This is a genomic window from Paenibacillus sp. AR247 (assembly GCF_002968895.1).
Classification (GTDB): domain Bacteria; phylum Bacillota; class Bacilli; order Paenibacillales; family Paenibacillaceae; genus Paenibacillus_AQ; species Paenibacillus_AQ favisporus.
Genome location: NZ_PCZT01000020.1, coordinates 178,602 through 190,698, shown reverse-complemented (window position 1 = coordinate 190,698; position 12,097 = coordinate 178,602). Strand labels below are relative to the sequence as shown.

At 56.0% G+C, this 12,097-nt stretch carries 11 protein-coding genes and 1 pseudogene; 3 read left to right on the top strand and 9 right to left on the bottom strand.

The features are described from left to right. The 4 genes and pseudogenes from CPT76_RS37905 to CPT76_RS27990 form a co-directional block, all read right to left on the bottom strand. Window positions 1–469 (bottom strand): annotated as a pseudogene (locus CPT76_RS37905) (hypothetical protein); the annotation flags it as partial. After that, window positions 466–1,140 (bottom strand): response regulator transcription factor, encoded by a 675-nt coding sequence (locus tag CPT76_RS28000; RefSeq protein ID WP_076173037.1) that lies wholly within the window; start codon window positions 1,138–1,140, stop codon window positions 466–468. The gene CPT76_RS28000 and the pseudogene CPT76_RS37905, both read right to left, overlap by 4 nt. 111 nt (window positions 1,141–1,251) lie before the next feature. Next, window positions 1,252–2,049, bottom strand: coding sequence for an ABC transporter permease (locus tag CPT76_RS27995; protein ID WP_105445213.1), 798 nt, complete (start codon window positions 2,047–2,049; stop codon window positions 1,252–1,254). After that, window positions 2,050–3,018: an ABC transporter ATP-binding protein gene (locus CPT76_RS27990; protein WP_105445212.1), complete on the bottom strand. Its 969-nt coding sequence runs from the start codon at window positions 3,016–3,018 to the stop codon at window positions 2,050–2,052. Between the two features lie 508 nt (window positions 3,019–3,526). On the opposite strand from CPT76_RS27990, the gene CPT76_RS27985 reads away from it, so the two are divergent. Both CPT76_RS27985 and CPT76_RS27980 read left to right on the top strand, forming a co-directional pair. Next, complete coding sequence (locus CPT76_RS27985) at window positions 3,527–5,272, top strand: ABC transporter ATP-binding protein (protein WP_105445211.1); 1,746 nt, start codon at window positions 3,527–3,529, stop codon at window positions 5,270–5,272. Then, the gene (locus CPT76_RS27980) at window positions 5,269–7,074 is read left to right on the top strand and encodes an ABC transporter ATP-binding protein (protein ID WP_105445210.1); all 1,806 of its coding nucleotides are present in this window, start codon (window positions 5,269–5,271) and stop codon (window positions 7,072–7,074) included. Before CPT76_RS27985 ends, CPT76_RS27980 begins: the two co-directional genes overlap by 4 nt. A 94-nt stretch (window positions 7,075–7,168) precedes the next feature. On the opposite strand, the gene CPT76_RS40675 is transcribed toward CPT76_RS27980, so the two are convergent. From CPT76_RS40675 to CPT76_RS27965, 4 genes are all read right to left on the bottom strand, one after another. Then, a complete protein-coding gene (locus tag CPT76_RS40675) occupies window positions 7,169–7,672 on the bottom strand; it encodes a hypothetical protein (protein ID WP_258168861.1) in 504 nt (167 codons plus the stop codon). Then, on the bottom strand, window positions 7,650–8,183 hold the full coding sequence (locus CPT76_RS40670; RefSeq protein WP_258168879.1) for a glycosyl hydrolase family 8: 534 nt from the start codon (window positions 8,181–8,183) through the stop codon (window positions 7,650–7,652). The genes CPT76_RS40675 and CPT76_RS40670 overlap by 23 nt, the downstream gene beginning before the upstream one ends. 202 nt (window positions 8,184–8,385) lie before the next feature. Continuing rightward, on the bottom strand, window positions 8,386–9,294 hold the full coding sequence (locus CPT76_RS27970) for a phosphotransferase family protein (protein WP_105445209.1): 909 nt from the start codon (window positions 9,292–9,294) through the stop codon (window positions 8,386–8,388). A 128-nt stretch (window positions 9,295–9,422) separates the two neighbouring features. Then, complete coding sequence (locus CPT76_RS27965; RefSeq protein ID WP_181153091.1) at window positions 9,423–10,226, bottom strand: AraC family transcriptional regulator; 804 nt, start codon at window positions 10,224–10,226, stop codon at window positions 9,423–9,425. Between the two features lie 122 nt (window positions 10,227–10,348). Here CPT76_RS27965 and CPT76_RS27960 point away from each other — a divergent pair, with 122 nt between their 5' ends. Further along, window positions 10,349–11,599 (top strand): MFS transporter, encoded by a 1,251-nt coding sequence (locus tag CPT76_RS27960; protein ID WP_105445207.1) that lies wholly within the window; start codon window positions 10,349–10,351, stop codon window positions 11,597–11,599. A 279-nt stretch (window positions 11,600–11,878) separates the two neighbouring features. On the opposite strand, the gene CPT76_RS37900 is transcribed toward CPT76_RS27960, so the two are convergent. After that, on the bottom strand, window positions 11,879–12,097 hold a 219-nt coding region (locus CPT76_RS37900; protein ID WP_181153089.1), incomplete at its 5' end, for a hypothetical protein.

Here is a 12,097-nt window from a genome sequence, read left to right as displayed (position 1 = left end):
AGACGCCGAAAATGACAAAGCCCAGCACGGAGTTCAACAGCTGCCTCACGAGCGGGGAGATGTGCCAGCGAAGGCCGTGAGTTAAATAGAACGCGGCGGTCCAGCAAACGATGAGCGCTGACAGCACAAGGATCATGAAAAAGATGATCCGGACGCGCAGCCAAAAGTTCGGCGGCTCACCGTCCATGCCCCGAATCTCATCCTCTCTCCGCTTCGCAATTTCCTCCCGCTTTCTTCTCCGCTCTTCCTTCTTGAGCCCGCGGGCCACCTGCCGGTCCTCCGGCATCGTCCCCCTCGCGTGATTCATGCGCTGCCACGTTTCGTTCCGCTCCCGATCCAGACGGCGGCGCTGAATCCGTTCCCGCTGTGTGCTGTAACGATCCGGCCCGCTTCGCTCCATGTTCCCGGAACGGGCATCGGTACCGTCAGCCTGGAACGCATCAACCGGCCCCTGCTCCCGCTCCTTCATGACAGCACCTCGAGCCGGTAGCCGAGGCCGCGGATCGTGCGGATCTGAAAGCGGTCCTGCTGGTCGGCAAATCGTTCCCGCAGCCGCTTGATATGCACATCGACGGTCCGTTCGTCACCTTCATAGTCATAGCCCCAAATATGTTCAATGATTTGATCCCGGGAAAACGTCTTGCCCGGGTAGCTGCCGAGCAAAAACAGCAGCTCAAATTCCTTCAGCGGGAGCGTCAGCGCAGCCGATCCTGCGTAGCATTCGTACGTTTTGCGGTTCAGACGCACGTCGCCAAACTGGATTTCCTGCGAGGCCGATATTTTGTAACGTTTGAGCAGCGCCTTCACCCGGACGGTCAGCTCGAGCGGGTCAAACGGTTTGACGAGATAGTCGTCGGTCCCGAGCTCAAACCCTTTGACCTTTTGCGAAGTCTCACCTTTGGCCGTCAGCATCAGCAGCGGGATGTCATAAGCCGCATCCAGCTCACGGCACAGCTCCCAGCCGTCCATGCCCGGCATCATAATATCGAGGATGACCAGATCGGCCTTGAACGACTCCATTGCCTCCAAGGCTTCATTTCCGTTCGCCGCCTCCGCTATCGTATAGCCCTCATTCTTCAGCAGATGGCTGACGAGCTCCCGGATATGAGGATCGTCGTCAACAACCAGTATATGAGCCAAGTCGCCCCACTCCTTTCTATAATAGATATGAAATGAACGCGAACGTTCGCGGTTATGCGTTTCATGCATTCATGCCCCAACCGGAGGGGCCATTTGAGTCCTACCTGCATTTTACCGATTCCGTTCCGATCTCGTAAACATCAATGTGCCCACGATCGTGAAGACCAGGAAGAATCCGGCCATCACGAGCAGATCCGTCACCGGATGGTACAGCACGACCTGCGAGTAAACCGGCGTCCCGGAATAAAACACCGCCCGGGCCAAATCGATGCAATACGTCATCGGCATAATATGGGCTAGAAAGCCGAGAATGCCGGTGGAATGCTGGATCGGAATCATCGCTCCGGACAGGAACATCTGCGGCATGACGAGCAGCATCGAACCGATATCCGCCGTCTTACTGTCTTGGACAAACCCGATGAAGAAAATACCCAGCGATCCGCCGATCAGGCAGAACAGCGGCGTAATGAGAAACAGCCATACAATATGCATGCCGCCTAATGGAATTTGCATCAGGAGCGCAACGATCAGAATGCCGATCAGTCCCACGATGCTGGTGAAGCTTGAACCGATCATTTTACCGAGGATAATGGAATACCTGGAGATCGGGGACACATACATCTCCTGCGTCAAATTCTGGTTTCTTTCCTCGATCAGGGAGCTCATCCCCGTAATAAGGCCCGTGAACACGCTGTTCACGATCATGCCGATCATCATGAACTGCAAATAATTGTAGCCGAGATTGCCGGCCATGTTCTGCGACAGGCTTCCGCCGAAGATGCCGATGAAAATGATCGGAAAGACGATGCTCACGATCATCAGCACCGGATTTTTGATCCCCTTCGTAATTTCCCGTGCGGCGATCGCCACAACCGCGTTGCTTTCTTTTTGCGCTTTGGTCATGAGCATTTAGATCGCCCCCTTTCTCGATTCGTCGTTCTGACTCTGCTGTACCAGGCTCAGATAGGCCTCCTCCAGCGTCTGCTGGTGCACTTCCATCCGGCTTAATGGCGTTTGCAGACGGGCTACGAGGGACTGTGGCGTTTTATCCTGAAAACGGACCCGGAAGCACTGTTCCTCTTCGGTAAAGGAAACCCGAAGCTCCTCCAGTTCCGCCCGCAGCGCCTTCCGGTCGCCTGCATCGATCAGCATACTTTTGTCACCCAGCAGCTTGTGCTTGATCTCTTCCGGCGTTCCGAGCACCGCCACTTTGCCATGCGTGATCATGCATACCCGGTCGGCTTCCTCCGCCTCTTCCAAATAGTGTGTCGTCAGGAAAATCGTAATGTTTTCCTCCTTACGGATCTTCTGCAGATAAGCCCACAGCGATTGGCGGGCAGAGGCGTCCAGCCCCTGCGTCGGCTCATCCAAAAATAAAATTTGCGGCTTGTGCATCAAGCTGCGCATGATTTCCAGCTTGCGCTTCATCCCGCCGGAGAAGCCTTTGACCTTCTTGAACAAATTGTCGTGAATGCCGACAATGGCGGCCAGCTCCTCGATCCGCTGCTTATATTCCTTCGGCATCATGCTGTAGAACGGCCGGTAGGCGTAAACGCCGTAGATGCTGACATGGAGGCGGATGTTCTCTTCCGCCGTCAAATCGAGGTCCAGGCTCGGGTTCTGAAAAATAATGCCGACATTCCGGCGTACCTTCGCCGCTTCCTTCTCCACGTCATAGCCGGCGATCATGACCGTGCCTTCGGTTTTGGACAGCGTGGTGGTCAGGATCGAAATCGTGGTCGTTTTCCCCGCCCCGTTCGGGCCCAGGAAGGCGAAAAATTCGCCCCGCCCCACCTCGAAACTGATCCCGTCCACGGCCGGACGTTTGCTGCTTTTATATTGTTTTCGCAATTGCTCTACGCGAATGATGGGTTCCATCTCCATACCTCCCTTGATTCTGGGTCACCAGCTTGGGCCTGCATCAAGCAGTGCCGAGCTTGTGAACGGTACTAAGATTAAACCTACATTATGAACTGAATATGAACTGGGGGGGCTCCGCATGCGGATCATGCCCCGAAATATCCCCTTACCCTCTCCCCTTTTGATTAAGCCAGCTTTTATTCCCTTGTCTGGTTTGTGAAATGGCTTCAACGGAGCAGGCGGAATCGTGCTGGAGAAACGAAGTGGTCCCCTTTATTCCCGGATTTCAACCTTCTACCCGTTCCATGAAATCCGAGAATAACAGGGATCGGAGGCATGATCCGCATGCGCAGTGACGCTTAGGCTGCGGACTGGGCTGATAAAGTTTGGATTTAGTCAAACTTTATCTTGAATCGCTTCCAAATTATTGTATGATGGATATTATTTGCATCTGGTCAATTATGAAAGCCGGGCGAAAGCAAGTCACCATACATAAAGGTTTCGTTTGGAATTGGGGGGTTTTACCATGCAACAATCCGCAAAGCCGTCGATGTCCTGGCTGCTGAAGTATTTGAAGCCGGTCCGGGGGCGGCTGCTCCTGCTGCTTATTCTGCTGCTCGCCTCGACCGGGGCGCAGCTGGTCAATCCGCAGATCGTGCAGCGCTTTATCGACACGGCCGCCGCGAACGGCATTGTCTCCAGCCTGCTCGTGCTGGCGGGAATTTACCTGGTCTTTGCCGTGCTGAACCAGGTCCTGACCGTGGCGATCAGCTATCTCGGCAACGACGTGTCCTGGCGCGCCACCAACCAGCTGCGCGGCGACCTGCTGAAGCACTGCCTGCGGCTCGACATGCGGTTTCACAACTTGAAAACGCCGGGAGAAATGATTGAGCGGATCGACGGGGACGTCACCAACATGTCGAACTTTTTCGCCATGTTTATCATTAAGGTCATCGGCAGCTTCGTGCTCCTTGCCGGCATTCTCGGCTATATGTTTACGATCAATTGGCCGATCGCCTCGGTCATGACCCTGTTCACTTTGGCATCCATTGGAGCCATGGTGTTTATCCGCGATCTGGGCGTCACTTCCTCCAAAGATGAACGCGGCGCCAGCGCAGCAATGTTCGGCCTGATCGAGGAACGGATCGCCGGCATTGAGGACGTTCAGGCGAACGGCAACGTGCCGTACGTCATGAACCGCTTCTACCGCTCCATGCGAAATGTGTTCCTCAAAGGTCGCAAAGCCTGGATGCTGCGCGTCATTCCCTGGAATACGACGGTCGTGCTGTTTGCTATCGCCGTGACGGCGGTGCTGATGCTCGGTGTTCATTATTTTCTGACCGACCAAATATCGCTCGGAACGCTATTCCTCATCTATCAATACACCCAAATGCTGAACGATCCGATCGAGCAGCTCGGGGATCAGGTTCAGGAGTTCCAAAAGGCTAAATCCGGCATGCTGCGCTCCCAGGAGCTGCTGGCGAGCCGCACCGAAATCATGGAAGGGTCGCAAACGGCGCTGCCTGATGGAGCGCTTGGTCTGGAATTCGACCATGTCCATTTCAGCTATAACCCGGATAAGCCGGTACTCCACGATATTACGTTCACCGTCCGGCCCGGCGAGCGTCTGGGCATCATCGGACGTACCGGAAGCGGTAAGTCGAGCCTCAGCCGGGTCCTGCTGCGCCTGTACAATATCAACAGCGGCACCGTCCGGGTGGGGGGCATAGACATCCGCGACCTGAAGCTCGAGGCGCTGTACCGCCGGGTCGGCATGGTCACGCAGGACGTGCAGCTGTTTGACGGCACGCTCCGGGACAATCTGACGCTGTTTGACGGCAGCATATCGGACGACTATATTCTGGGCACGACCGAAAGGCTCGGACTCAAGCAGTGGATCGACTCGCAGCCGGAAGGTCTGGATACGCATCTAAAGGCCGGCGGCGCCTCGCTGTCCGCCGGGGAAGCGCAGCTTTTCGCCCTGACACGGGTCTTTCTGACCCAGCCGAGCCTGGTGATTCTGGATGAGCCGTCGTCCCGGCTGGATGCCGCTACCGAAGCGATGCTGCAGTCTGCCGTGGATCAGCTCATGCAGAACTGCACGGGCATCGTGATCGCGCACCGGCTCTCCACGCTGGAGCAGGTCGACCACATTATGGTGCTGGGCGACGGCCGGATTCTTGAATTCGGGGAACGGGAGGTATTGGCGAAAGACCCAACCTCACACTACGCCCAGCTGCTGATTACCGGACGAGAGGAGGACTTGGCATGACCGTAACCCGGTTTATCCAGCGCCTGTTTACGTATAACATCTCGCTGTTTATTGTGAACGGCCTCTTGTGGGGGCTGTTCCATTCCATGCCGCTGCTGCTGGGCCTTGGCATGCAGTGGTTTTTCGACAGGGCGACCGGCGAGTCGCATAACTATTTGTGGCTTGTCGCCCCGCTCATTTTTATCGCGATCGTCCGCATTTCCCGGACCGGCGTCTTCTTCTGGGCCTTTTTTAAATGGGTCACCTATATTTACGACATCCAGGCCATTCTCCGCACGAATATGCTGAAAGGCATCATGCGCTGGCCCGGACGCAACCTCCCCGCTTCACCGGGCGAAGCCGTGAGCCGGTTCCGCGAAGACGTGGATGAAGTGGTCGAATATGTGGAGTCCTGGGTCGACTTCTGGGGACGGTTTGCGTTTGCGATCATCTCCCTGGTCATCATGGCCCGCATCAACTGGCAGATCACCCTGGTCGCGATTCTGCCGCTGGTTGCGGTGACGCTGCTGAATAATCTGTCCGGCAACCGGGCGAGACGCTACGGCCAGCAGAACCGCGAAGCCACCGGGCGCATCACCAGCTTCATTGCCGAGTCTTTCGGCGCGGTGCAGGCGCTGAAGCTGGGGCAGGCCGAGGAGCATGTCCACCGGCGCTTTGTGGAGCTGAATGAATCGCGGCGGCAGGCAGCGCTGAAGGATAACCTGTTCAAGCAGTGGATGCGCTCGCTCAATCAGCATGTGCTCAGCATTTGTACCGGGATCATCCTGCTGATGTGCGCCTCGGCGATGAAGGCCGGGCAGTTTACCGTAGGCGATTTCGCCCTGTTCACCTCCTATTTGACCAATATCGCGTTCAGTATTTCCCTGTTTGGATATATGGTTTTTCAGCATAAAAGACTTAAGGTGTCCCTCGACCGCATGAGCGTTCTCTTCCGGCCGGGGGAGCAGGAGCGGATCATGGATTTCAGCGAAACGTACCTTTACGGCGAACCGCCCGAGCTGCCGGTAGTCGAGCGCAGCTCCGATGACCAGCTGCAATCGCTGGAAATCCGGAACCTTTCCTACACCTATCCGGGCTCGGAGAACGGCATTGCCGATGTGAGCTTTGCGGTGACAAGGGGCCAGTTCGTCGTTATTACCGGACGGATCGGTTCCGGCAAATCGACCCTCGTCCGCACACTGCTAGGCCTGCTGCCCAAATCGGGCGGTGATGTGCAATGGAACGGCCGAGTCATCGATCCGGCGGCGTTCCTGGTTCCGCCGCGGTCCGCTTATACGCCGCAGGTTCCGCGGCTGTTCAGCGATACGCTGCAGGAGAACATCGTCCAGGGCAGCCCGCCTGAGGCGGATGCGCTCGCCCGGGCGATCCGGCTGGCCGTCATGGAGAAAGATATCGAGGACCTGGAGAAAGGTCTCGATACCTTCGTCGGTCCGAGAGGCGTCATGCTGTCCGGCGGCCAGATCCAGCGTGCCGCCACAGCGCGCATGATGATGACCGAGTCGGACCTGTTTATCTTCGACGATCTGTCGAGCGCACTCGACGTCGAGACGGAGAAGAAGCTGTGGGAGCGCCTGTTTCAGGAACGCGACGTCACCTGCATCGCCGTGTCCCACCGCCGGGCGGCGCTGGCGCAGGCCGACTATATCATCGTGATGAAGGACGGCCGCATCGAAGCGGAGGGCAGCCTGGCCGAACTGTTGGAGTCCAGCACGGAAATGCAGCTGCTGTGGCAGGGAGAACTGACGGATTCATCGGAGTCGGGTGAGCAAACTGACAGCAAAAACGAGACGGTGAAGGTCTGAACCACTTCATCACTTGGGGATAGCCAAACAGCCCTGGCCAAATTGCAGCCGGGGCTGTTCATGTTATTTTCCCATAGACAGGTTTCCCCAGAAATTAATACGTCCACCAATTGCCGGACATCACGAGGAGCGAGAACAGCTTGATGCTGTCTTCGTAGTATCCTTCGCTTGAGCTTCCGGCCGTATACGTCCACACGGAATTCAGCCAGGTTTGGTTCGACGAGGAAGTCATGGCGCTGACGCCGAACGGGGCGAAAAAGGCGCCGCTGTTATACGAGCCGATGATGCTTCCGTTCAGCTTGTATCCGTCCTTGACGGCGCCCGGGTTGCTGTTCACCTTGCCTTTGATCCAGCTGTTCATCTGGTTCAGCTGATTCAGGGCCCGGTTGTCGCCGGTCATCAGGTAATCGGTCGTAATCCGCCAAGGCGTACGGCAGGAATTATAGGCGTAGGAGCCGTCGGTCGTATCTTCCAGGAAGTCGGCCGGCGCCGGCTTGTACGCGCCTCCCGAGTAGACGACAAAGTCGGGCAGCAATCCCGTCGATGCACTGTATTTTTGGCTGCCTGCAAGTAGTTCACTGTGCCGCTGCTGCCCCATGCTTGTCCGCCAACAGGAGCGAATAAGCGATGTCCATATCGCCGTCGGTCGCGGAATCGGCTCCTTCAACATTCTGAAAGCTGCTGTTCTGTTTCCATGCCATCAAGTACGGATTATTGTCGCTGGGATGCTCGGTGTAGTACTTATACAGTCCGTTAAAATAGGTCTGCGCGCTGCTGTCGTATCCGGCCATCAGCACGGTCAGCAGCATGCCGTAGCCATGCGCTTCGGACACCGTCGCGCCGCTCGCATCGTACTTCACATAATATTTGCCGGTCCCGGCCGGCTTCAGGTAAGCTGATTTCCAGCTGTCCCATTTGGATTTGACTGCATCGTCCATCGTGGTCTGGGTTACATGACTCGGCTTTATCGAGCCGCTGGTGTAAGTCGTATGCTGAGGAAAAGGCTTGTTCGGCGCCGCCAGCGCAAATCCGGCGGGAACCATCAGAAAAGCGAGACAACAAATCAGAACGGCTTTGCCGCTTAATGAAAATCTCTTATTTCTTTTCATCACCCATTACGCTCCTTTAATTTCATAGATTAGGAAACAGGTTATGCCTCGGTTCATCTCAGCTGTAACCGCCCGGGATGCCATTAGCGCGGGCAGCAGATCACAGGATTAACGCAGTCCCACCCCCTCCGAAAGTTAAAGCGCTTTAATATTAGCTTCCCTATTAGTCTACCTGATTTCCAATTATTTGTAAAATATATTTTTATATGTAATCCAACAGCTGCACGGCATTACGCCGCATATCCTCCGTGCGCTGCCTAAAAGCGCAGTAGGCGATATGGTCCAAGCCAATGTGGAGCAAACAGCAGCGGAGACGCTCCTCCATCTGCGAAGGAAAGCCTCCCTGCCGTTCCCAAACATCATTCAGAACCTGCTGCAGATCGATTTCCTGCCACTGCGGATACCAAGGCCACCAGTATAAAAGCCATGCGACGTCATACAAGGGATCGCCGTAAATGGCATTTCCCCAGTCGATGATGCCGGTCAACCCGCCGCGGTCCACCAATACATTCCGGTTCAAAAGGTCGCAGTGAGCAATACCTCTGTACTCGGGAAGACGGGGGACGAGACGCCGCAAAGCCGAGACGCCGCTATCAAATATTTTGGACTCCGCGGGGAATAAATCCAGCCGCTCCCGCCAGCCGGGAAGCCGGTCCCTCGGTCCGGTCACGGACAGCAGCTCCTCACTCCAGCTTGCGCGACGGCCCCCAAGACGCCACTCTCCACCATGGCTTATACTTCCTGTATCTACCTGCTGAAGTCCCGAGAGCGCATCAATCAGCCCCGGAAGGATCAGCCGCATTTCCCCAGCCTCAAGCTCATCCAGATGTCCGCCACGGACCCGCCTCGATACGGCATAGAAACCTTCGGACGTCTCTCCGATCAAGGTAACCTCAGGAACGGGTACCATTGGCGGGGCGAGTGAACCCATGACCTGATCTTTTTGAAAATCTTCCACATGAGTGCCGAAACGGATCACCATTTCCTGGCCGTCCAGCGTGAATCCATAAGCCGTTGACCAGTCTCCGGCACCCACCGGAGCAATATCCTTTGCCCGGCTGCCGAAACGGCTGTTTATAAACCGGACTGCACCAAGAAGATCAATAGTCATGAGGCTTCCTCCTTTAATTACCAGATTACAAGCAGTCTACCAGCCATGTTCCCCTGCTTCAAGTAAAACGTCAAAAAACCGCATCCCTCTCGGATACGGTTCGATTTCACAGCTCCAATTTAAGTTTTTTAGATCAAGCGGCGTCCTTCCGATTTCCGGTACTGCTCCGGCGTCATGCCGGTCATTTTGGCAAAGGCCCGAAAAAATTGGCTCGTGCTCGAGAACCCAAGGTTGAAACTGATATCGGTGACAGTGTCCGCGGACTTCTTCAGCTGTTCCATCGCTTCCCTCACCCGGAGCTGCAGCACATACTGATACGGGGGCACGCCCGTCAGGGACTTGAACGACCGGATAAAATGGTACCGGCTCTGCATCGCCATCGCTGCGAGGCTGCTGACGCTCAGCTGTTCCGTGAAATGCGCATGCACATATTCGAGCACCTGTGCCAGATGCCGGTCGGCGGCGGCATGAGCTATCTTGGGACCGGCCGGAACGGTCCTCTCCCAAATAAGCTCCCGCAGATCGCAGATCATCCGGGCTTCCAGCTCCTCCTCCACGAGCGGATCAGCCATGTCGAGAGCCATCATGTCCGCTGTCCATTGCCGAAACACCTTCGATACCCGGCTCACGTCAAACTGCTTTCTGTGCCGGGGTTCACTGTAAACCGAGGAATCACCCGGGTACAGGCTCTCGGGCCGGATCCGGATCACAACGACGCCCGTGCCGTCGCCGATGTAGAAGGAATGCCGGTCGCTAGGCTGCAGCACAATTCCTTCGCCGGGTGGGAGCGCCAGCTGTTTATGCTCATGCGTAAAATGGCAGGTCCCTTGAAGCGGAATCGTGATCTGGTATTGATCGTCGTGCGCATGCGGCGTATTTTCGAACGGGCTGGAGAAACGGTGAACCTCCAGCTGCGGCATTACGATCTGCATTCTCATGTGCCCTCACCCCGCTTCAGTATAGCATATCGTGCTCTGTCCAAAAGGCAATTTTCGCTGCGACAGCTTCGGGTTTGATCCGCTATGATGGGTAAGAAAAAAGAGGATGTGGAGAAATGTCACAATCTGAAATGACCGTGGATACGGCGAAAAATACGGCTCTGGCCGTTCTGCTCGGCGTCAGCTGCGCCCACCTGCTGAACGATGCGATGCAGTCGGTCGTTCCCGCGGTGTTTCCGCTCTTTCAGCAGCAGATGCACCTGAGCTTTACCGAGATCGGCTGGGTTGCCTTTACGCTCAATATTACGGCTTCCATTCTGCAGCCGGCCATTGGGTACTATACCGACCGCCGCCCGCTACCGCTGCTCCTTCCGCTTGGCATGCTGTTCACCCTGCTCGGTATGGCAGGTTTAGCCCTGGCACCATCGTTTTGGTACCTGCTGCTGTCAGCAGCCCTGATCGGGATCGGTTCCTCGGTGCTCCATCCCGAGTCGTCCCGGGTCGCCCACCTGGCCATGAACCAGCGGAAAGGACTGGCGCAGTCCGTATTCCAGGTCGGGGGCAACACCGGCCAGGCGTTTGCTCCGCTGATGGCCGCGTTCATCATCAGCCCGCAGGGGCAGCTCGGTTTTCTATGGTTTATCGTGCTGGCCGGACTCGGCATCGCGCTGCAGCTCGGCGTCAGCCGCTGGTACAGCCGGCAGACCCGTCCCGCCCGGACCGCAAACCGTACCCATCGCCAGGAGCCTAGCCGGTTCAGCAAGCGCTTCATAGCGTATGTGCTCGCGATCTTGATCCTCATGCTGTTTTCCAAGTTCGTATATCTCGCCAGCATGACCGGTTATTACGCCTTCTATTACATGGATCAATACCACCTTCCGCTAACCAGCGCGCAGTTGAGTATTTTTGCCCTGCAGTTCGCCGGCATGGCCGGTACGTTCCTGGGCGGTCCGCTGGCGGACCGGTTCGGGCGTCAAAAAACCATCTGGTTCTCCATCCTTGGCACGTCCCCGTTCTCCCTCCTGCTGCCCTATGCCGGGCCGATCGGGTCGGTGATCCTCTGCGCGGCCATTGGCCTGATCCTGATGTCCGGCTTCTCGGTCATTATCGTGTACGCACAGGAGATGCTGCCTGGTCACGTGGGAACCGTTGCTGGTTTGTTCTTCGGACTGGCCTTCGGCATGGGCGGCCTGGGTTCGGTCATCATGGGCTGGCTGATGGACTCGCACGGGGTTGCGCTGATGACGCAGGTATGCGCTTTTCTACCGCTGCTCGGCCTGTTCGCGCTGCTTCTGCCTAAAGACTCGGTGATCATGGGCGCAGCCGGTAAGGCCGGCAGCAGCTCGTCTTCGGCTGAAGCGCTATAAAAAAATCTTTTATCGAAGCAAATTCCAAGAAGCCAGACCGCACTTAGCAGTAGTTTTCTTGCGATATAAGGAAGCAAAATCTCCGATGCTTATACTTTCTTATATCTAAACAAAATCTTTTATCGAAGCAAATTCCAAGAAGACAGACCGCACTTAGCGGAAGTTTTAGAAGCGTATATTTTCTTATATCTAAACAAAAGCAGCAAAAGACGTACCGCCTCTCCCGATGGAAAGGGACAAAGGCGGTACGTCTTTTTTTCAACTTATATAGCGTTGATATCAAGGATTCACGTTGATGGTAAAGGTCGACGTATTGTTTTTGATCGGCGTGGCCGTGTTCACAATTTTCAGATTGTTGAAGGTCACCGATCCGACCGCCGGCCCCTGATTGGGCTCAGGTATTTCGTTGGCCCAGATCCCAAAGCCCGACTTGGCGTCAAATGCATCGCCGCTCTTCTGTGCGCCGGATATCGTAACGTTCGTGAAAATGGTGTCCTT